18 protein-coding genes and 1 pseudogene are annotated in these 20,537 nt (G+C 39.6%); 15 read left to right on the plus strand and 4 right to left on the minus strand.

What is annotated here, in order from left to right; genetic code table 11:
* The first annotated feature begins 28 nt into the window (after window positions 1-28).
* The 7 genes from tssM to B4237_RS00880 all read left to right on the plus strand — a co-directional run bounded on the left by tssM (window position 29) and on the right by B4237_RS00880 (window position 8,145).
* Window positions 29-3,841, plus strand: a complete 3,813-nt coding sequence (gene tssM, locus B4237_RS00850) for a type VI secretion system membrane subunit TssM (RefSeq protein WP_278595502.1) — start codon at window positions 29-31, stop codon at window positions 3,839-3,841.
* Between the two features lie 34 nt (window positions 3,842-3,875).
* Window positions 3,876-4,835: a type VI secretion system-associated protein TagF gene (tagF, locus tag B4237_RS00855; RefSeq protein ID WP_278595501.1), complete on the plus strand. Its 960-nt coding sequence runs from the start codon at window positions 3,876-3,878 to the stop codon at window positions 4,833-4,835.
* A gap of 2 nt (window positions 4,836-4,837) precedes the next feature.
* On the plus strand, window positions 4,838-5,605 hold the full coding sequence (locus B4237_RS00860; protein WP_061524133.1) for an OmpA family protein: 768 nt from the start codon (window positions 4,838-4,840) through the stop codon (window positions 5,603-5,605).
* 30 nt (window positions 5,606-5,635) lie between these two features.
* Complete coding sequence (locus B4237_RS00865; protein ID WP_019383975.1) at window positions 5,636-5,899, plus strand: PAAR domain-containing protein; 264 nt, start codon at window positions 5,636-5,638, stop codon at window positions 5,897-5,899.
* Between the two features lie 200 nt (window positions 5,900-6,099).
* A complete protein-coding gene (gene modA / locus B4237_RS00870) occupies window positions 6,100-6,831 on the plus strand; it encodes a molybdate ABC transporter substrate-binding protein (RefSeq protein ID WP_240490421.1) in 732 nt (243 codons plus the stop codon).
* A 7-nt stretch (window positions 6,832-6,838) separates the two neighbouring features.
* A complete protein-coding gene (gene modB, locus B4237_RS00875; RefSeq protein ID WP_019383977.1) occupies window positions 6,839-7,531 on the plus strand; it encodes a molybdate ABC transporter permease subunit in 693 nt (230 codons plus the stop codon).
* Window positions 7,528-8,145, plus strand: a complete 618-nt coding sequence (locus B4237_RS00880; RefSeq protein ID WP_278595500.1) for an ATP-binding cassette domain-containing protein — start codon at window positions 7,528-7,530, stop codon at window positions 8,143-8,145. The genes modB and B4237_RS00880 overlap by 4 nt, the downstream gene beginning before the upstream one ends.
* Here the strand turns inward: B4237_RS00880 and B4237_RS00885 are convergent.
* Window positions 8,140-8,406 (minus strand): metal/formaldehyde-sensitive transcriptional repressor, encoded by a 267-nt coding sequence (locus tag B4237_RS00885; RefSeq protein WP_004878410.1) that lies wholly within the window; start codon window positions 8,404-8,406, stop codon window positions 8,140-8,142. The two genes, B4237_RS00880 and B4237_RS00885, sit on opposite strands and share 6 nt — an antisense overlap.
* Window positions 8,407-8,462: 56 nt before the next feature.
* Between B4237_RS00885 and dmeF the strand changes: the two genes are divergently transcribed.
* Window positions 8,463-9,404 (plus strand): CDF family Co(II)/Ni(II) efflux transporter DmeF, encoded by a 942-nt coding sequence (gene dmeF, locus B4237_RS00890; protein ID WP_004878411.1) that lies wholly within the window; start codon window positions 8,463-8,465, stop codon window positions 9,402-9,404.
* A 55-nt stretch (window positions 9,405-9,459) separates the two neighbouring features.
* Here the strand turns inward: dmeF and chrA are convergent, their stop codons facing one another.
* Window positions 9,460-10,803, minus strand: a complete 1,344-nt coding sequence (gene chrA / locus B4237_RS00895) for a chromate efflux transporter (RefSeq protein ID WP_278595499.1) — start codon at window positions 10,801-10,803, stop codon at window positions 9,460-9,462.
* A gap of 225 nt (window positions 10,804-11,028) precedes the next feature.
* On the opposite strand from chrA, the gene tauA reads away from it, so the two are divergent.
* From tauA to tauD, 4 genes are read left to right on the plus strand one after another with little or no spacing between them, the layout of a single operon-like run.
* A complete protein-coding gene (tauA, locus tag B4237_RS00900; protein WP_286940816.1) occupies window positions 11,029-12,069 on the plus strand; it encodes a taurine ABC transporter substrate-binding protein in 1,041 nt (346 codons plus the stop codon).
* 9 nt (window positions 12,070-12,078) lie between these two features.
* Window positions 12,079-12,870, plus strand: coding sequence for a taurine ABC transporter ATP-binding protein (locus tag B4237_RS00905; protein ID WP_278595497.1), 792 nt, complete (start codon window positions 12,079-12,081; stop codon window positions 12,868-12,870).
* Window positions 12,867-13,748 carry a taurine ABC transporter permease TauC gene (gene tauC, locus B4237_RS00910; protein WP_278595496.1) on the plus strand — a complete coding sequence of 294 codons (882 nt, stop codon included), beginning with the start codon at window positions 12,867-12,869 and terminating at the stop codon, window positions 13,746-13,748. Before B4237_RS00905 ends, tauC begins: the two co-directional genes overlap by 4 nt.
* Before the next feature lie 30 nt (window positions 13,749-13,778).
* Window positions 13,779-14,624: a taurine dioxygenase gene (gene tauD, locus B4237_RS00915; protein WP_278595495.1), complete on the plus strand. Its 846-nt coding sequence runs from the start codon at window positions 13,779-13,781 to the stop codon at window positions 14,622-14,624.
* A 319-nt stretch (window positions 14,625-14,943) separates the two neighbouring features.
* On the opposite strand, the pseudogene B4237_RS00920 reads toward tauD, so the two are convergent.
* A pseudogene (locus B4237_RS00920) lies at window positions 14,944-16,039 on the minus strand (AraC family transcriptional regulator).
* Between the two features lie 64 nt (window positions 16,040-16,103).
* Between B4237_RS00920 and B4237_RS00925 the strand changes: the two are divergent.
* Both B4237_RS00925 and B4237_RS00930 read left to right on the plus strand, forming a co-directional pair.
* Window positions 16,104-17,840 carry a neutral/alkaline non-lysosomal ceramidase N-terminal domain-containing protein gene (locus tag B4237_RS00925; RefSeq protein ID WP_278595493.1) on the plus strand — a complete coding sequence of 579 codons (1,737 nt, stop codon included), beginning with the start codon at window positions 16,104-16,106 and terminating at the stop codon, window positions 17,838-17,840.
* On the plus strand, window positions 17,837-19,123 hold the full coding sequence (locus B4237_RS00930; RefSeq protein WP_278595492.1) for a D-arabinono-1,4-lactone oxidase: 1,287 nt from the start codon (window positions 17,837-17,839) through the stop codon (window positions 19,121-19,123). Before B4237_RS00925 ends, B4237_RS00930 begins: the two co-directional genes overlap by 4 nt.
* A gap of 35 nt (window positions 19,124-19,158) precedes the next feature.
* Here B4237_RS00930 and B4237_RS00935 read toward each other — a convergent pair whose 3' ends face one another.
* Entirely contained in the window at window positions 19,159-19,335 is a 177-nt protein-coding gene (locus B4237_RS00935; RefSeq protein WP_278595491.1) for a hypothetical protein, read from the minus strand.
* Here B4237_RS00935 and B4237_RS00940 point away from each other — a divergent pair.
* A complete protein-coding gene (locus tag B4237_RS00940) occupies window positions 19,334-20,497 on the plus strand; it encodes an alanine racemase (RefSeq protein WP_278595490.1) in 1,164 nt (387 codons plus the stop codon). The two genes, B4237_RS00935 and B4237_RS00940, sit on opposite strands and share 2 nt — an antisense overlap.
* Window positions 20,498-20,537: the final 40 nt, after the last annotated feature.

The following is a 20,537-nucleotide window of genomic DNA, read 5'->3' on the forward strand; positions in this document are numbered from 1 at the left end:
TTAATTTTATTAAGAATTCGAGAACTCAATGTACATCATTTTAGGTTATCTATGGCAGTACATCACAAATCCTAAGGCAATCATTGCTTTATCATTATTTGTGGCGCTTATTTCCTCATATTCTTCTATTCCTCGCCATATCTTTTGGGCGTTGGCTGCGACTTATGCTTTGGGGCTAATTGTTTATGGAATTTATTGGTTAATACAAAGAAAACGCCATGCTGCACAAGGCGAAGAGCTTGCTAATGCGATAGAGCAAGAAGGCAACTCAGAAAATGCTCAACAAAAAGATAAAGCCGAGTTGCAACTGATCAATCAGCAGGTGAAAGAATCAATTCAATTGATTCGTAAATCTAAATTGGGGGACAAAAAGGGCAATGCTGCTTTATACGAATTGCCTTGGTACATGGTGATTGGTAATCCTGCTGCTGGGAAAAGTTCTGCAATTTATAATTCTGGATTGAAGTTTCCATTTGAAGAAACACATCAAAAAATGGTTTCAGCAGGGCTGAGTGGAACGCGTAACTGCGATTGGTTCTTTTCAACAGAAGGTATTCTATTGGATACAGCAGGGCGTTATTCCGTTTATTCTGAAGACCATTCTGAATGGTTAGGCTTTTTAAATATTTTGAAGAAAAACCGTTCAAAATCACCCGTAAATGGCCTTATTGTGATTGTCAGTATTGCTGAGTTGGTTAGTCAAAGCCCTGAAAGTTCATTAAAACTAGCTAAAAACTTACGCGCTCGAATTCAAGATTTGACTGAAAAATTAGAAGTTGTGGTTCCAGTCTATTTAGTTTTCTCAAAAATGGACTTAATTGCTGGTTTTACTGAGTTCTTTGATTGCTATGAATCTCAAGAATACAATCAAGCTTGGGGTGCTACTTTACCTTATGAGCAAAGTTCATCTCATAATGCCGTTGAACTATTCGATAAGCATTACAGCATTCTTTACGATGGATTAAAAAGTGTTAGTACAACGCATTTGAGTCGTCGTCATTCACAAAATATTTCACCAAGCGTGATGACATTTCCACTGGAGTTTAAAACACTAAAACCAGCATTGAAGAGTTTTATTGGAACATTATTCGAAGAAAATCCTTATCAATTCCAGCCTGTATTCCGTGGTTTTTATTTCACCAGTGCTTTACAGGAAGGTGCTATTGAAAGTCCAATGACTGAAAATATTGCCCAAGAATTCCAATTACAGCAAATTTCAAATCAAGATCAGGATGGAATAAACTCTTTGCTTACACCTAATCATGGTTACTTCTTACAAGGTCTTTTCTCGAATGTGATCTTACGAGATAAGGATCTCGTTAAACAACATATTAATCCTGCTAAAAAACGTCAGCGTTATATTGCTTTTATTGCTGCTTTGGTGGGTGTGTCTTTGGTTCTGGGCGTATGGGTATGGTCATATCGAAATAACCAGCAATTGATTGCAGATGTACAGGCGGATTTAGATAAAGTTGTACATTTAGAAAAAGCATCTGGACAACAATTATCAACCCAACTTGAATCTTTACTGATTTTGCAAGAGCGTTTACAACAGCTAGATGAATTTGATGCAAATCGCCCTTTAAAATTTAGTTTTGGTTTATATCAAGGTAATCAGTTACGCGAAACTCTAAAAGCTGAGTATCTGAAAGGGGTTCAGCAGATTGTTTTAACACCGACACAGCAAAATATTGCACAGTATTTACAGCGTGTGAAAAATAATGAGGCAACGCTCAAAGCCAATCATGCAAATGTTGAAATTAAACAAGTTGCCAAGACCCAACAATATTTAGAACCATCAGATAGCAATCCTCAAGATGCCTATAACGCCTTGAAAGCATATCTTATGTTGAGCAATCCTGAATATATGGATAGTAGTCATTTGAGTGATCAGGTGTCTAGATTCTGGCGCTCTTGGTTAGATGCAAATCGTGGTGATATGCCGCGTGGTGAGATGATTCAAGATGCTGAGAAAATTTTATCTTATGCGATGTCTTTAGCGAATCAAGAAGGTTTCCCTACGTTAGAAACAGATGCACAAGTGGTGGACCAAACACGCCAAGTTTTATTGTCTGTCATACGTGGTATGCCTGCGCGAGATCGTGTTTATAACGAAATCAAAATGCGTGCTGCAGTACGCTTCCCAGCAGTCACAGTTGGTCAAATCGTGGGCGAACAAAACCGTAATATTGTTTTGGGAAGTTATGCATTACCAGGTGTATTTACTCATAAAGCATGGGATGAATATGTAGAACAAGCGATTGATGATGCCGCAAATAAACCAACCAATAGTAAGGATTGGGTGCTGAACAGCAATCAATCTGATGATTTGACTTTCTCTGGTAGTCCTGAACAGATTCGTAAGCAATTGGTTGCATTATATAAGCAAGAATATGTAGCTGAGTGGAAGAAGTTTCTGAACGGTATTTATTACGCAAAAGCCGATCAATTCAGCCAGCAAGTAAAAACGATTGATGTTTTGGGTGAACCTGAAAACTCGCCAATTCGAGCATTATTACAACGGATTGCAATAGAGACGAACTGGGATAATCCGATTGTACAAGCTGAACTTGCTGTGCCTGAAAAAGGTTTTGTGGCATGGTTTAAACGAAAAGTTTTAAATAATACAGATGATAAAGCTGCTGCACAGGCAGTGAATAAAGCGCAAGGTGCGATCTCTCAAGAATATCAAATGTTCTATCAGCTCGTTCGTAAGCGGGATGATTTGCAAGATAAATCGTTGTTTGATGAGTACATGAACAATCTTGCTCAAGTGCGTAGTAAGTTTAATGATTTAAAAACTGCTGGTGAAATTGGGCCGAGCGCGATGACATTGGTGAAACAAACCATTAATGATCAAAACTCAGTCTTTAATGTAACTCAGAAATATGTTGATGAAAAAATGATGGTCGGTTTGAAAGACACCGATCAGCAATTATTACAAAAGCTATTGATGGGACCATTAACGCAATCATTTGCAAGTTTGATTGTTCCGACTCAGGATGAATTAAATAAACTATGGGGTATTCAAGCTTATCAACCATTCCAAGCGAATTTAAGTCAAAAATATCCCTTTAACTCAGGTGTTACTTTACAAGCAACAAGTAATGAAATAGCTCAAATTTTTGGTGAGACTGGAAGCATTTCAAGATTTGTTAAAGAAGCCTTAGATCCATTTGTCATACGCCGAGGATACGTTCTTACTTCAAAAACGTGGAAAGATTTAGGCATTAGTTTAAATCCACAATTTGTTATGGCTTTCCAACAATATGTTGAACCAATCAATGGGATGGCGACAGGCAGTTTAGATCAGCCTGCTGCTGCGCCTGCTTCAAATCAGTCTAATTTCCAATTTTATCCATTACAAAATCCACAGTATTTGTCTTACACGATTGATATCGATGGTCAGCGGATGGTCTTTGAAAATGGTATTCAGCAGTGGGTAAACTTCGTTTGGCCAAATAAGGGAGCGATTCCAGGTGCACGAATCACGGCTGTTGATTTAGAAGGGACGACGCATACGATTTTTGAAGAGCCCGGCGAATATGGGATTAACCGTTTAATTGATGCGGCACAACGCAAAGAACAAAATGGCAGCTTTGAAATGACGTGGACGAGCAAGGCCGAGCCATCTCTTTCAATTAAAGTAAAGTTCAGATTGATCAGTGGAAATAGCTCAGGAAATATTGGCTCTAGTCGTGGATATGCTGGATTGAAATTGGTCGATAAAGTGGTAACAGACAAAGCTGTTCGTGTTGTTGCAGCGCAAGCAACGCCAGCTGGAGAGGGTGTGAAAGCACCGCCAGTTTTATCACCACAATCAGGAGCAGTACAGCAATGATAGGGATGATCATCATTAAGCGAGAGGTGCTGATATGCGGCAATTAAAAAGCACCCCATTGTATTATGGAAAGACACCTGCAAGAGGGGATTTCATTAAGTCCAAAGGTCAATATGCTTTGATCCAAGTGCTTGATCAGTGGATTACTGAAGCACTAGAGGTTGCAATGCGTACTCCTGAGTTTAAACAACGCTACGCTTCCTTACCTGCACTTGACTTCTTTATTGCCAATCCAGCCGAGCCAATGTTTTTGGCTGCAAATTTGATTGCCAGTCAAGACAGTTCTGGACGTGCTTTTCCAATGGTGGTAAGTCAGCTACTCGAGGTTGAACAACCATACCAAAACCTATTGCAAGCGCCGTACATTTATAAAGCTGTTTTGGTGGATTTATTCCAAAGAAATAGAGTGCTTCGTAGTATTGCTGATACCAATATCATGATTGAAAAGTTGAATAATTTACCGAATGTTATTCAAGTATTTACATCCATTGAATGTAATAGCTTTTATGAAAATCATACGATGCACTCATTTGCTCAATTGATGAAGATTAATGTGTATGAATTGGCTCAAAGTATGATTGGTCTTGGGCTTTTGCTACAGCCAATTTTAAAGAGTGGTACAAACCGTTTAAATAAAGTGCTGATTCTTCCAATTAATAACCATATGTATTGTTATGAAATCGCTGCTTTTTGGGTAGGAATGATTGGTCGATTCTTAGGAAGTAGTAACACTGAGGTGTTAATAGGGATTTTACATCGCGATGAACCACTCCTGTTTATTGGCTTTCAAGGTGCAGACATTATGGCACTGAGTGATATTTTCACTCAAAACATGCAGAGTGAGCATTGGGTTTCTTTGATTCAAGCACAATGGATCGATGCTTATCTTGAACAGAATGCAGGTCTTGCGACATTAGAGCAATCTCTTTGTCAGCGTCAATTGAGCCTAAATCAAGGTTTAAAACTTTTCAGACAAACTTTTTTAGATGAGTAATGATGAAAAATAATTCGAAAGTGATATTGGCTACACTATCTTTTGGGCTAACTGTTTTAAGTTACAGTGCCGCGATTAATGCTGCCCCGATAGTCGTAGAGGGTGTTGTACCGAATGATGCAAGCAAACAGGCGATCTTAACTAAAATGCAGTCGGTTTATGGTGCAGACCAAGTCGTAGACAAAATACAAGTACGACCTGTTTCTGCGCCTAATGATTGGAGTGATTCTGTTACTCAAGTCATTACTTCTGATTTAAAAAAAGTGAAGCAGGGTCAATTGAATGTTCGTGGCACTCAGATCGAATTGACAGGAAAAATGACTGACCCGAATGAGATAACACCAACAACATCGAAATTTGAATCATTGGTTCAACAGCCTTATCGTTTTAGTGCACAACTTACGGTAAATCAAGCCGAGCAAAAAATTATTGACGATGCGCTTAAAAATCGCATCATCGAATTTGAATCAGGAAGTGCAATATTAACTGCGGCAGGTAAAAGTATTCTTGATGAAATGGCTATAGCGTTAAATAAAGTAGGTACTAAGAAAGTCAAAATCATTGGTCATACTGATAGTTCTGGTGATGCAGCTAAAAATACAATTTTGAGTCAAGAACGTGCTGTAGCTGTACAAAATTATTTAGTAAGTAAAAATATTGTGATCGATCGTTTGAGTACAGAGGGTAAAGGTTCTAGCCAGCCAGTCGCTGACAATGCAACTGCTGATGGGCGGAGAAAAAATCGTCGAATCGAGTTTGAAGTACTTTAATCAATTGAAAAGTATAAGAGAGATATCCACATGGCAACACCTTATATTGTTATAGGCTGTCCAACGACAGGTGGTGGGCAAGTAATTACTGGAAATAGTAGTTTTTTAGTTGAAGGCATTCCTGTTGCTTGTGTTGGCGATAAAGCAACTTGTCCAAAACATCAAACAGTTGCCACAATTATTGCGGGTGATCCCACAGTTCAAGTGATGGGTAAAGCTGTGGCAAGAGTAAATGATGCTTTGTCATGTGGTTGTAAGTTGTTGCCTAAGCAGAGTTTGGTGGTAAAGGGATAAATCTATTTTAAGAGATATTAGAGCTTAAAATACTTTGCTAACTAAGTATTCTAGCCGATACGTTTCCCTTAAATTTGAAAAGAATGATTAGCTAAATCTCATTTTTAGTGTATCTTTATCAAGCGATATGTTTTTAGAAACATATCGAAATATGAGGATAGAAAATGCTGATCAAAAGACATAAGAAACATACGATAGGGATGATTTTTGGAAGTTTATTAATAAGCTCTCAAATCTATGCAGCTGATTCAGTAACCATTTACGCTGCTGCCAGCTTAACCAATGCAGTAAATGAATTAGATGTGTTGTATGAAAAAAATTATAAGACGCAAGTGAAAACCTCCTATGCTGGGTCTTCAACATTAGCGAAGCAAATCGAGGCAGGTGCTCCAGCTGATGTATTTATGTCGGCAGACATACAATGGATGGATTACTTACAGAATAAACAAATCATTAACGCCAAAGCTCGTATTAATTTATTAGGGAATCGCCTTGTGCTGATAACCCCTAAAGATCATCCTCTAAAACTTAAAATGGTTAAAGGGTTCGATCCAAGTAAGGTACTACAAGGTAAGGTATGTACAGGGGATACCAATAGTGTTCCAGTCGGAAAATACGCCAAGCAAGCTTTAAACTCACTCGGATGGTGGGAAACGATAAAACCTCGGCTTGTTGAAACAGAAGACGTTCGAGTGGCTTTAAATTTTGTTGCTAGGGGAGAATGCCAAGCTGGAATTGTTTATGCAACAGATGCTGCTATCAGCAAAGACGTCGTGATAGCAGGTATTTTCCCAGAAGACACTCACCCTCCAATTATTTACCCGATTGGTCTAGTTAAAAAGAATGCGGATTCAGTAAAGTTCTATCAATTTTTACAAAGTCAGCAGGCTAAAACTATATTTCAAAAGTATGGGTTTAGCGTATTAAAGTGATTCAGTCATGATATTAAGCCCAGATGAGTTAGAAGTACTGAAGCTGTCTTGTAAAGTGGCTGCAAGTTGTCTCATCTTTAGTTTGATTCCAGCCATATTCATCGCTTGGGTTTTAGCAAGAAAAGAGTTTTTTGGTAAATCTCTATTCGAAACATTCATTTTTCTTCCTTTAGTTTTACCTCCAGTGGTGCCAGGTTATTTATTACTGCAAGTTTTTGGAAATCGTGGATTAATTGGGCAATATCTCGCACCTTATGGATTGGAGTTTGCATTTAATTGGAAAGGAGCTGTGTTGGCTTCCGCTGTTATGGGTTTTCCACTTCTGGTCCAATCGGTACGCTTAGCAATAGAGCTGGTTGATCAACGTTTAGAAATGGCTGCCAAAACTTTGGGTGCTTCTTCGCTTGGTGCTTTCATGCAAGTGACCTTGCCTTTAGCCAGTAGTGGAATTTTAGTGGGTGGAATTCTTTGCTTTTGTCGTAGCTTAGGTGAGTTTGGCGCGACCATCAGTTTTGTAGGTAATGTTGCAGGTGAAACACGAACTTTACCTTTGGCGATGTATAGTTTGATGCAACAACCAGATACTGAGACGGCTGTTTGGCGATTGATTATGATTTCATTGTCGGTTGCATTTTTTGCATTGTGGTTTGCTCAATGGTTCAACCGTTATCAAAGAAATAAACGTGGTTTTTCATCATGATTGATTGTCATATCTCGATCCAGCAAGGGCAGTTTCACCTTGATCAAGCTTTTAGCTCTGCACATGCTGTAGTTGGTCTATTTGGTGCATCGGGTTCGGGCAAGACAACAATTCTTCATAGCATTGCAGGTTTGATTACGCCTCAATCTGGATGGATAAAAGTTCAGGGTCAGACGTGGTTTGATCACCTACATAAAATAAACCTGAGCACGCAACAGCGCCGTGTTGGTTTAGTTTTTCAAGATGCACAGTTATTTCCTCATAAGAATGTAATGCAAAATCTGTTGTTTGGTTTTAAGCATATTCGACCAGAGCAGCGTCAGTTTGAACTCGACTATATTGTAGATTTGCTTAAATTAGGACATTTGACTGAGCGTATGCCGATCAAGCTTTCTGGTGGAGAAAAACAACGTGTTGCATTAGGACGTGCGTTGTTATATTCACCTCATTTATTGTTAATGGATGAACCGTTGTCTGCGCTTGATGCTGATCATAAAGCTGAAATTATTCCTTTTTTTCAAATGGTTAAAAATGAATTAAAGATTCCTATGCTTTATGTCAGCCATGACAAATCAGAGCTTGAACAACTGACCGAAGACATTTGGTATTTATAAGTAGCGTTGTAACAAAGCTAAAAACTTCTGCATTTCCTCATCATTTACATGATCTGCATCTTTCAGCACATGTTGTTTTAAATGTTGCTCTATGAGCTGATTCATTAAACCATTTACCGCACCTTTGACTGCGGCAACTTGTTGTAAAACTTCAATACATGAGCTTTCTGGGTTGAGTATGGACTTTTCAACAGCCGCAACTTGTCCTTGGATTCGTTTAACCCGATTTAAAATTTTCTTGTCATGATGGAGATGAGACATACTTTTTTTCCAAAAAAATATATACTGTAGGGGAGTATATTTTAAAGCTAAAACAAATGCAGCATAGTAACCTAGAAAGACGTCATTCACATCAGTTTGATCAAGGCAATCCTCTAGCGCAAAAGCGTATTTTAATTGCAACAATTTTGACTGCAATCATGATGGTTTTAGAAATAGCGGGCGGTTGGATTTTTAATTCAATGGCGTTATTGGCTGATGGTTGGCATATGAGCTCTCATATGTTGGCTTTAGGTTTAGCTTATTTTGCTTACCGAATGGCACGTCATTATGCGCATGATCCACGATTTAGTTTTGGTACTTGGAAAATTGAAGTCTTAGCTGGTTATAGCAGTGCAATCTTATTGATGGTTGTTGCTTTAATGATGGGTATTCAATCACTTGAGCGCTTATTTAATCCTGTTACGATTCATTTTAATGAAGCAATTCCGATTGCGATTGTTGGGCTAGTGATTAATTTAGTTTGTGCTTGGTTACTACATGAAGGTGGACATGATCACCACCATCATGATCATCATCATGGACATTCACACCATCACCATTCACATGATCATCATCATGATTTAAATCAAAAAGCGGCTTTTTTACATGTAGTTGCTGATGCCGTAACTTCAGTTTTTGCGATTATTGCTTTATTTGCAGCTAAATATTTTGGTTGGAATTTTTTAGATGCACTATTAGGACTTGTTGGAGCATTGTTGGTCGCAAAGTGGTCTTGGGGATTGATTCAGGAAACAGGGAAGACGCTATTAGATGCTGAAATGGAGCATCCTGTGGTCGCAGAAATTCGAGAGCTGATTGCAACGTTTAAGGATGTTGAAATTACTGATCTGCATGTGTGGAAAGTGGGCAAGGGTAAATTTTCTTGTATTCTCGGTTTAGAGACGACAAGTGCTGATTTAAACCCTGATCAAATCAAAGCTGAATTATCGATTCACGAAGAAATTGTACATGCCTCCATTGAGATTCATCACATCTAATCGATAAACCACACTAAAGCTGAATTCTCCTTAGCTCTAGTGTGGTTTGATTTTTTTAGATAAGTAAATATACGGCTAAACCACAAAGCGCTGAGACAAAAATCACGTACAGGACGTTGATTTGAAATTTAAATAAAGCGATCAATGCGGCAATGGTGATGAGTGCTGCACTATAATCAAAAGCTTGTTCAAAGCCATTTGGCCAAAGTACATGATAACTAAAAAATAATGCCAAATTTAATATGACACCGACGACTGCTGCTGTAATGGCAGTTAAAGGTGCTGTAAATTTCAATTCATTGTGGGTGGATTCGATAATTGGAGCACCAGCTAAAATAAATACAAAAGAAAAAAGAAAAGTAAACCACGTAACGATGATTGCACCTACAACACCAGCAATAAAGAGATGCTCTACACCGAATAAAGCTTGATTAAAAGCACCCACAAAACCGACAAAAGCAACGATCATGATTAATGGGCCTGGTGTGCTTTCACCTAATGCAAGACCATCAATCATTTGTGTTGGATTGAGCCATGCATAATGATCAACTGCACCTTGATAAACATACGGCAACACAGCATACGCGCCACCAAATGTCAGTAAAGCAGCTTTGCTAAAGAACCATGCCATTTGAGTATAGGTATGTTGCCAACCTAAGCTGAAGCTCAAAATAAGTATCGGCAAACACCATAAAATAGCGGCAATGATTAAAATTTTCCCGAGTCGAGACCAACTAAAGATCGCATGTTGGGGTAAAGGAGTATCATCATCAATGTGTGCAGTGCCGTATTTTTTTTGCTGATGCTGTGGAGCATTTTGTTGATTAAATAACTGAGGATAATATTTGCTGAATACATATCCAGATGCTGCCGCAAAAAAAATAATGAGGGGAAAAGGAAGACTAAATACAAAGATGGCAATAAATGCTGCGACAGCAATTAACCATAAAAGGTGATTTTTTAAAGTTCGATGGCCAATACGATACGTTGCATGAAATACGATGGCTGTCACTGCGGGTTTAATCCCATAAAAAAGCCCCGCAATAATTGGAACATCACCAAATTGAATATAAATCCACGACAATAAAATCAGTAGAAAGAGAGAGGGTAAAATAAACAGTATCCCTGCGATTAGTCCACCAACGTTTCGGTGCATCAGCCAACCCATATAGGTCGCTAATTGTTGTGCTTCAGGGCCCGGTAATAGCATGCAATAGTTCAGTGCATGTAAAAATCTTTGTTCTGAAATCCAGCGTTTTTGTTCAACTAGCTCGTGATGCATCACAGCTATTTGACCTGCTGGTCCGCCAAAACTGATAAATCCCAGTTTTAACCAAAACCAAAAAGCTTGCCAAAATGGGATTGCTGGCTGGGTTGAAACATCGTTGGATTGCTGCATTCAGATTTCTCAGTATATTCTTTTACTCATTTAGGTCATTGAAATAAATCACCTAAGTCAGACAGGATATCTTAACGATTGAATAATTCAGAATGATGAATATCTAAGGTAGCTTCAATTGAATTCATCAGATAATCTTAATTTCTATATATTAAAAAAAAATAAGTAACGCACTTTTTCTTATTTTTAATCATAAAGCGTGGCGCATAACATAAGTCGATATTGTTGAAAGATCATCTAATTATGGCCATCAAGAACACGAAGCCGCTCATTGTTACAGCAATCGTCCTAGTGGCGATTGTTGCTTTTATTGTCTATCAAAGTCAAAAAGATGCTACTCCAAACCTATCTAAAAATGGTCAGACCGTGGTGATAGCTTATCAAACTGGTGTGGATCCAACTAAGGTTGCTCAAGCCAATGGTGATTATGAACGTGATAGTAATCAAGCAATTCAATGGCGTAAATTTGATGCGGGTTCAGATGTGGTCAATGCATTAGCTTCGGGCGATGTCGTGATTGGCAATATTGGCTCAAGTCCATTGGCGGCTGCAGCCAGCCGTGATTTACCGATTGAAGTGTTTTTGGTGACAGCAAAATTAGGTGGTTCTGAGGCATTGGTGGTCAGCAACAAATCAGGCATTAAAACGCCGCAGGATTTGATTGGAAAAACCATCGCCGTGCCATTCGTTTCAACCACACATTACAGCTTATTGTCCGCTTTAAAGCATTGGAATATTGCAGACAATCAGGTCAAGATCATCAATTTGCGTCCACCTGAAATTACAGCGGCATGGGAACGTGGTGATATCGATGCGACTTATGTTTGGGAACCTGCATTGAGTAAAGTCAAAGCCAGCGGCCATGTTTTAACAGACTCGAAACAGGTCGGTGAATGGGGCGCGCCAACTTATGATCTTTGGGTGGTTCGTAAAGACTTTGCCGAGAAAAATCCTGAGTTCTTGAAAGCATTCGTGAAGACCAGTTTGCAACAGATCGAAGCCTATAACCAAGACCCAAAAGCATTTGAACAAAATGCGGACAATATCCAAAAAATTGCTCAACTGACAGGCTCTGATGCGAAAGATATTCCTTTACTGTTGTCAGGCAATATTTATCTGAATGGCCAGCAGCAACACGCGACTTTAGCAGGTGAATTTGCCAAGAATATTTTTGATACAGCGACTTTCTTAAAAAGTCAGGGCAAGGTCGATCAGGTGAAGCCTGATTATCAAGCCAATGTCACCACCCAATTCTTACAGCCATAGGAGATCGAAATGAGCGTATTAGCTGCTGAGCATCTTCATTTAACTTTTCCAAAGCAGACTGTACCTGTATTGCAAGATATCAATCTGAAGATTGAAGAAGGGACTTTGACGGTAATTTTGGGTGAGTCTGGCTGTGGTAAAACCACGTTGTTAAATATCTTGGCAGGCTTCCAAGCACCGAGTTCAGGTCAGATTAAACTGGATAATGAAGTCGTGACTGCGCCTGATGCGCGCCGTGCGGTGGTCTTTCAGGATCATGCCTTATTGCCGTGGTTAAATGTCTCGGAAAATATTGGTTTTGCTTTACAGCTCAAGGGCTTGAAAGCTCAAAAAATTCAATTGCAAGTCGATGCAATACTGAAAATTGTGGGTTTAAGCCATGTTGCTCAAGCCAATATCTGGGAATTATCGGGTGGCATGAAACAACGTGTTGGGATCGCACGTGCTTTGATTAGCCACGCAGCCTTTATTTTATTAGATGAGCCTTTTGCAGCTTTAGATGCTTTTACTCGTGAAACCATGCAACAGCTGGTTCTAGATCTGTGGATTGAACAAAATAAATCGTTCTTCCTGATTACTCATGACATCGAAGAAGCTTTGTTGTTGAGTAATCAACTGGTGTTGATGACAGCTCGACCTGGCAAGATCGTGGAAACTTTAAAGCTGGATTTTGCAGATCGTTATAAGCAGGGCGAATCGATTCGAGCAATTAAATCCGATCCAAAATTTATTCAATTACGTGAGCAATTGTTTGAACGTTTACGCGTGCAGAAACAAGCAGGGCATGAGGTGGCTGTATGACAGGGCAAGCAAAGAATACAGCCTATGAGGTGAGTAAGGTCGAGGAACTAGAATCGACAAACCAAGCACAGTCGGGTTCGTTTTTTAGTCCAATTGGTGCTTTTTTTACACGCCATCGTAGTTTAGCGCTGAGCCTTTCCAGTGTCTTGAGCGTATTGGTGATCTGGTATTTGATCACGGCATTAAAAATTGTCCCGAGTCTATTTTTGCCGAGCCCACAAGCAGTATGGCAAAAATTTCTAGAAGTCAGCCAACAAGGTTTTATGAAAGCCACTTTATGGCAGCATTTGGCCGCGAGTATTTCTCGTGTTTTGTTGGCTTTAGTTGCTGCGATTGCCATTGGTGTACCTTTGGGTTTATGGATGGGATTGAACAAATGGGTACGTGCTGTACTGGATCCTTTGGTTGAGTTATTGCGTCCGATTCCACCATTGGCTTATTTACCCTTATTGGTGATTTGGTTCGGCATTGGTGAAACCACCAAGGTACTTTTGATTTTCTTTTCGATCCTTGCACCTGTGATTATCAGCAGTACCCATGGCGTGCTGAGCCATCAGCTCAATCGTGAACGTGCCGCCTTATCGTTAGGGGCAAGCCAATCACAAGTGTTTTGGCATGTGATTCTGCCGACGGCCTTACCGCATATTTTAACGGGTATTCGTATTGGTTTAGGCGTTGGTTGGTCAACCTTAGTGGCATCAGAATTAGTCGCGGCAGATCGTGGTATTGGTTTTATGGTGCAGTCAGCGGCGCAGTTCCTGATTACGGATACCGTCGTGCTTGGCATTATTGTGATTGCGATTGTTGCAGTCAGTTTTGAATTATTCTTGCGTTGGTTACAACAGCAATTATCTCCTTGGTATGGTCAACAGCTGTAAGTGCAAATGGTAAAGATGAGAGAGTTAGAGATGACGTTAAATATTGAAATGATTAAACCAACAATCGGTGCAATTATTCATGATGTTGATTTAAACACGGCTGATGAAAATACTAGGCAACAAATTCAACAGGCTTTGCTGGATCATCATGTTATTTTCTTCCGCAATCAGCAGCTTGCACCTCAGGCGCAAGCGGAGTTGGCACGTAGTTTTGGTTCTTTGCACATCCATCCGATCTATCCATCTATTGATAATGTGCCTGAAATCATTGTACTGGATAGCTGGAAACAAAACTTGCGTGATAATGAGCTTTGGCATACCGATGTGACCTTTAGCCAGAAGCCACCATTGGGCTGTGTATTGCAAGCGATTAAGATACCGCCTGTAGGTGGCGATACGTTATGGTCGAGTGGGGCGGCTGCATTTGCTGTGCTAGATCAAGATTTACAGACGAAGTTAAAGGGTTTAACCGCAACGCATGATATTCGTCAATCTTTCCCGATTGAGCGTTTTGCGCATAATGATGTTGAGCGTCAAAAGCTGGAAGAAACCTTTAAGCGAAATCCACCTGTTGTTCATCCTGTGGTGAGAACGCATCCAGTTACAGGTCAGCCAATTTTGTTTGTGAGTGAAGGTTTTACTACGCGTATTAATGAGCTGGATGAGACGGAAAGTGCTGAGTTGTTGCAGTATCTATTTGCACATGCCACCAATGAGCAGTTCCATTTGCGTTGGCAGTGGCAAGCGGGTGATGTGGCGATTTGGGATAATCGTTGCACGCAGCATAAGGCTTTATTTGATTATGGGGATGCGCATCGAATTATGCATCGTGCCACGATTAATGGTGATGTACCATTTTATCAAGTGGCAAGCTAAAATTTAGTTTTGATAAAAAGCTTGGGTAAAATCCTGAGCTTTTTATTTTATAGTTTGATCGTCTTTGTGGGATCTTACGGAGATCTCATCCTATTTTTGGATAAGCTTTCTTTTTCTCTCTTACTTTTCAGGGATGAAAAGTAACAAAAATCCTTTGTTTGGCTGATGATACTTCCTTGTATCACAGCCAAACTGGCGGCATCCATGCCGCCGAGCGCGGTAGTGAATATTTGCGAAAATTTAAAATTACAAGAAAAAAGCATTTCCGGTTCTCTTTTATCTGCGCTTGGAAATTTCTAGACCGTTTTATTCTTAGATATTAAGTAAGGTGAGTCTCTTGTTTATAAACAGAAGGCGCTTGTCCTGTCCAACGTTTAAAGGCGCGTCGGAATTCACGTAATTCGCTAAAGCCCAATTGTAGGCTAATCTCACTCATGGATAGGTTCTTTTTCAGTAATTGTTTAGCTTTACGCTCCAAGACATTTTGTCGAATTTGTTGGAAACTCAAACCTTCAGAGAGTAATTTACGTCTTAGATGGCGTTCACTCATTTGCAAATGATCTGCTGCTTGTTGCATCTCAAAACGTTCAGGTAAATGTTGTTCAATCAAATGATCGAGTAAATGTACATAGCCGACTTGGTTGAGCTGATCAATTTCTTTTAAAGCTTGTTTGCAGATTTGTATCGCCGTAGCGTAGTTCGCTGGGCTGTAATTTTTGAGATTTCGATTGAGCATGCTGCTTTTAAAATGAATTTTATTGCTGGTAGTATTTAACTGAACAGGGCAGCCGAAAAGATATTGATAATCTTCTAAATTTGCGGTGGGAGCATAGTTAAGTTCAAGCCCAATAACATCATCGTGGTCACCTAAAATTGCATTTAAACAGGCAATTACACTACTAAATAATTCATCGTAAAAAAAAGCTTTGAGATCAAAAGTTGGGCTCGGTTCAGTCACTTCGAGCGTACAAATATCATCAAGAATTGAAAATTCGATATTCAACACACTACCTGAAACGCGATGAAATTCGAGTGCTATTTCCAGCGCATCGGCAACAGTCTTACAAGATTGCATTGCAAAGCCTAATATTCCCATCGAAATGAGACCTTCACTACGACCCATTTTTAAACCTAAATCAGGTTGGCCGTAGGCAGTGATTGCCTTACGAATAACATCACACATTTGGCTAAAACGAACAAAGCCATTGCTTTGCTGGACTTGATCTAAATCTAAACCAGAATCTTCAAACCATTTTTTATAATCCCATTCTTGTTGTTCTGCATAGTGGATCAAGCTTGCCAAAATCGTAGCTGGTATAAATTGCTGTGTGCTTTCCGCATGAATGATTTGTTTAGGCATAAGTCCGTTTAGCCCCCCCAAAAAGAAGATTCTTTAACCCTTTTGGGTATCTCATAATTTTGTTTAACTTTCAACATGCTTTATTGCAGTTAGAAAAAGAATTTACAAAGGATGTGCCAATGTATCAAGTTGGTTGGGATAAACAAGAAATCAAGATTGCACCGAAAGGCTATGCCATGTTTGGCTATGGTCAATGGTCACATCGTGCTTATGAGCAGCGAACCGCTTTGTATGTGCGAAGCTTTAGTATTGTGGATCAGCAACAGAGTCGACTGATTCTGTGTTGTTTAGATTTAGGCTGTATTACTCATGCGATGCGAAGTAAGACCGTCGCTCGATTAAGAGAAATGTTGGGTGCTGAGTTTGATGAAAATCAATTGGTACTCATGGCAACACATACCCATTCAGGACCGGGGGGCTGCGCGCATGAAGCCTTATATAATATGCCCACGCCAGGATTTGTTCCTGAACATGTCGATGCAATAGTGCATGCGATTGTTCTCAGTATTCAGACTGCAATTGAAAATGAACAAAATACTGAAATCGGTCTTTCTACTCAACATTTTGAAAATGATACGCCTGTTGCATGGAATCGCTCAATCCGTGCTTATAACCGAAATCCAGAGGTGATTGAGCATTCAGAACATGAAACGCATTTAGCAATCAATCGTGAAATGCAATTGATTGGTTTTTATAGAGAGCAGAAATTACAGTCATTTATTTCTCTGTTTGGTGTGCATGCCACCTGTTTAGGAAATAGTTTAAGTGCTTATGATGGTGATAATAAAGGTTATGCCGCGTCATTTTCAGAGCAGGCTTTAATTGAACGCGGAATTGAAAATCCAGTCACGATTTTTGCTCAAGCAACAGCTGGCGATGTGTCACCGCATTTTCATGGCAAAGATCAACTCAAGATTCGCAACAAGATTAAAGGCGAGCAGGAATATTACTATGCTCAGCAAAATGGTCGTTATCAAAGTGATTTGGCATTAACTGGTTTGCAGCAACCAATGCAGAAAGTGCAAGGTCAGATTGATGCAATTTTTTCTTATGTTGATCTGAGCCATATTGACGTTCCCCCTGAGTTTGCACATGGCAAGAAGGATGCAAAAACCAGTCAGCCCTGTCATGGTGTAGCATTTTTTGCGGGTACGCCTGTGGATGGTTTAGGTGCGCCAAAGCCATTGATCAAAGGGATGCAATTTCTCGCTGATCAATTTAAAAAGCAAAAATTAAAGAGTGACGCTGCGCATGATTTTACTGCTTATCAACAGCTATACGCTTCACAAGGGCCGAAGCAGATTTTGCTTGAAGCTGGCGCTAAAAAAATATTAGGTCAACCGATTGGTTTTCCTCCCAGTATTCTTGATCCATTGATTGCAGAGATGAATCGACAAGTCCGTGCTGGCGCGATTCAACAAAGCCCACTCGTTCCGAGTATTGTGCCGCTACAGATTGTTCGTTTAGGCAATTTAGCGCTTGTTTGCTGTCCGGGCGAGTTTACGACGATTGCAGGGCAACGCGTTATGGAAACAGTAAAGCAACAACTCATTGGTAAATCGTCAATTGATCGAGTTTGGCTTGCCTCATATTGCAATGATTACATGGGATATGTCACCACCCATGAGGAATATCAACAACAAGCCTATGAAGGTGGACATACCTTATTTGGACAATGGACCTTAGCTGCTTGTCAAAGCAAGTTTAAATTATTCGCTGAGCAATTATTGTTGGATAAAAAATACCGCGACTACGATCAAGCAACACGACCGAAATTAATTCCACTTCAAGAACTAGCAAAACGTACCAATCATGGAAATCTAAAAACTGCTGTGAGCCAAGGAGAGGCTGTATGAGTGATAGGCATCAAGGGAAGTGGTCAAATTGGTCTGGTTTTCAAACGTCCAATCCGCAGCAAATTTTACAACCTGCAAACATCCAAGAGCTTCAGAATATCGTCAGAGATCATGACAAGATTAGAGTGGTCGGTGCAGGGCATTCATTCACGCCATTGGTATGTACAGATGCAACCTTATTGTCTTTAGACCATATTGCGGGTGTTGCATCGACGGATACTAATCGATGTCAGAGCAGCATTTATGCTGGGACACGCTTATATGATTTAGACCAACATCTACAGCAGCAATCGATCAACCAAGCCTTGATGAATCAGGGTGATATTGATCAGCAAAGCTTAGCTGGAGCTGTTTCTACGGGAACACATGGTACAGGTGCAGATTTACATTGTATTTCTGGTTATGTTGAAGCTTTTGAGTTATTGACGGCTTCTGGTGAAATCCTGACATGTAGCCGAACAGAGCATCCCGAAATCTTTGCTGCTGGACGAGTTTCTTTGGGTAGCATGGGAGTCTTAACTAAGATCACCATGCAAAATCGCCCGCGTTATAAGCTTAAAGAACATATTGAACTTCGTCCTGTAGAGGACATGATGCAACATATTCATCAATGGAAGCAACAACATCGACATATCGAGTGCTTTGTATTTTCGTATGAAAAGCAATTGATGCTGAAAACTTTAGATGAGACAGAGGAGGATATTTTGCCTAGGAAAGAAAATTTTCCTTCGGATGATACTTTACTCACGATGTGCTCAGAGTTAACTAGAACATTTCCTTCATTGAATCCTCATTTACAAAAGCTGTTAGGCATCTTTGTCAAACCGACCACCTATGTCGATTGGTCGAGCAAAATATTTCCGACGCCACGAAATACCAAGTTCAATGAAATGGAATATCAGATTCCAGTAGATCAAGGGATTGCTTGTCTAGATGAAGTATTACATGAACTACGAGTACACAAAGTCGCAACTTTTTTCCCGCTCGAATTTCGTTTTGTAAAAGGGGATGATATTTGGCTTAGCCCTTTTTATCAGCAAGATTCAATTTCGATTTCAGTGCATCAATATCATAAGCAAGACCCACATTTAATTTTTGATGTAGTTGAACCGATTTTACAGAAATATCGAGGGCGACCTCATTGGGGAAAAATGCATACTATGAGTACGGCACAGCTTCGGGCTTCATATCCAAAGTGGGATGATTTTATGGCTTTACGTCAGCAACTTGACCCAGAAGCCAAGTTTTTAAACCCCTATCTGGAAAAGCTGTTTTTAGGTTAGTTTTAACTTAGGTTCGACTTAAATGTTGATTTAATTTATTGAAAAATAATTAACTTAACAGAGTCTTGCCGAGTTTTATCCATTTTAGGATAAGCCACTTTGTCTTGCGCTTTGCCAAAGCTATAGTCGCTTCGGCTTGCACAGGTTGTAGATGACATTCCCTTGTATAAGATTTTTTTAGGATCACGATTAAATAAAAAAGGTATAGCCATGTTGGATCATTATTTTAAACAACTCAATCTAGACCTGAAAAAACAGGGGATAGCGACACCGCAACTGATTGTTGATGAAGCGGCTTTAAAACAAAATATCCAACATGTTCAGATTCGTCTTGCTCATGCCAAACATTTAAAACCGCGTTTGGTGGTGAAATCATTAGCAAGCCTAGATTTACTTAAGTTGTTATCTGAGCAAATCAATACGCAACGCTTTATGGTATTTCACTTGCCACATATTGTTTCGATTCTAGAAAATTTTGCTGAAGCAGATATTTTATTGGGTAAGCCGATGCCTGCTCAAGCTGTACGTCATTTTTTTGATCAGCGTGCGGAGTGGTCGAATGCCAAAATTCAATGGCTGATTGATAGCAAGCAACGCTTACAGCAATATCTCGAGATTGCCCAGCTCTATTCTCTGTGCTTAGATGTGAATATTGAAATTGATGTGGGATTACATCGTGGTGGGGTACAGTCGACAGAACAACTGACTGAAATCTTAAAGCTGATTCAACAGTATCCGCAGTATTTAAAGCTTTCTGGTTTGATGGGCTATGATGCGCATGTCACTAAAATCCCAGCCATCATTAAAAAACCAGAACTTGCTTATCAAGAATCTCAACATGTTTACGCGGTTTATAAAAAGCTAATTCAAGAACAGTTTAATCCACTATGGTCAGAACAACTTTGTTTTAATGGTGGGGGAAGTCCAACTTTTAGTTTTCATACTGACAATAGTGTTTGTAATGATCTATCTTTTGGTTCAATGCTACTAAAACCGAGTGATTTTGACAGTGATTTTTTAAAGGCATTACAACCTGCGTTGTGGATTGCTGCGCCTGTGTTAAAAGTCCTACCGTTTACCCAGCTTCTCTCTATATCTTTATTGGATAAATTACCACATAAGCATAAGGCGTTATTCATCTATGGTGGCTATTGGCTGGCTGACTATGTCTATCCTAACCAAGCGCATATCCATGCATTGTATGGGCGTAGTACTAATCAAGAATTGGTCAATGTGCCAAAGAATTGTGATATTCAAGTTGATGATTTTGTTTTTCTTAGACCGAAGCAAAGTGAAGCAATTCTTCCTCAGTTTTCAACGTTAATACGATATAAGCAAAATACCTTTGAAGCATGGGATACATTTCGTGAATAACGATACTGTATAAATAGCCCCTTATATTTTAATAACAAAG

This window comes from Acinetobacter sp. UBA6526 (assembly GCF_002434875.1).
GTDB lineage: Bacteria > Pseudomonadota > Gammaproteobacteria > Pseudomonadales > Moraxellaceae > Acinetobacter > Acinetobacter venetianus.

Bases quoted from the DNA above. Each gene is read 5' to 3' on its own strand.
- B4237_RS00930 (WP_278595492.1), top strand. From the start codon at position 17,837: ATGAGTGATAGGCATCAAGGGAAGTGGTCAAATTGGTCTGGTTTTCAA.
- B4237_RS00940 (WP_278595490.1), top strand. From the start codon at position 19,334: ATGTTGGATCATTATTTTAAACAACTCAATCTAGACCTGAAAAAACAG.
- chrA (WP_278595499.1), bottom strand. From the start codon at position 10,803: ATGCAGCAATCCAACGATGTTTCAACCCAGCCAGCAATCCCATTTTGG.
- dmeF (WP_004878411.1), top strand. From the start codon at position 8,463: ATGCAGCATAGTAACCTAGAAAGACGTCATTCACATCAGTTTGATCAA.
- tauD (WP_278595495.1), top strand. From the start codon at position 13,779: ATGACGTTAAATATTGAAATGATTAAACCAACAATCGGTGCAATTATT.
- tauC (WP_278595496.1), top strand. From the start codon at position 12,867: ATGACAGGGCAAGCAAAGAATACAGCCTATGAGGTGAGTAAGGTCGAG.
- B4237_RS00925 (WP_278595493.1), top strand. From the start codon at position 16,104: ATGTATCAAGTTGGTTGGGATAAACAAGAAATCAAGATTGCACCGAAA.
- modA (WP_240490421.1), top strand. From the start codon at position 6,100: ATGATTTTTGGAAGTTTATTAATAAGCTCTCAAATCTATGCAGCTGAT.
- B4237_RS00880 (WP_278595500.1), top strand. From the start codon at position 7,528: ATGATTGATTGTCATATCTCGATCCAGCAAGGGCAGTTTCACCTTGAT.
- B4237_RS00905 (WP_278595497.1), top strand. From the start codon at position 12,079: ATGAGCGTATTAGCTGCTGAGCATCTTCATTTAACTTTTCCAAAGCAG.
- tagF (WP_278595501.1), top strand. From the start codon at position 3,876: ATGCGGCAATTAAAAAGCACCCCATTGTATTATGGAAAGACACCTGCA.
- B4237_RS00885 (WP_004878410.1), bottom strand. From the start codon at position 8,406: ATGTCTCATCTCCATCATGACAAGAAAATTTTAAATCGGGTTAAACGA.
- B4237_RS00860 (WP_061524133.1), top strand. From the start codon at position 4,838: ATGAAAAATAATTCGAAAGTGATATTGGCTACACTATCTTTTGGGCTA.
- tssM (WP_278595502.1), top strand. From the start codon at position 29: ATGTACATCATTTTAGGTTATCTATGGCAGTACATCACAAATCCTAAG.
- modB (WP_019383977.1), top strand. From the start codon at position 6,839: ATGATATTAAGCCCAGATGAGTTAGAAGTACTGAAGCTGTCTTGTAAA.
- B4237_RS00865 (WP_019383975.1), top strand. From the start codon at position 5,636: ATGGCAACACCTTATATTGTTATAGGCTGTCCAACGACAGGTGGTGGG.
- B4237_RS00935 (WP_278595491.1), bottom strand. From the start codon at position 19,335: ATGGCTATACCTTTTTTATTTAATCGTGATCCTAAAAAAATCTTATAC.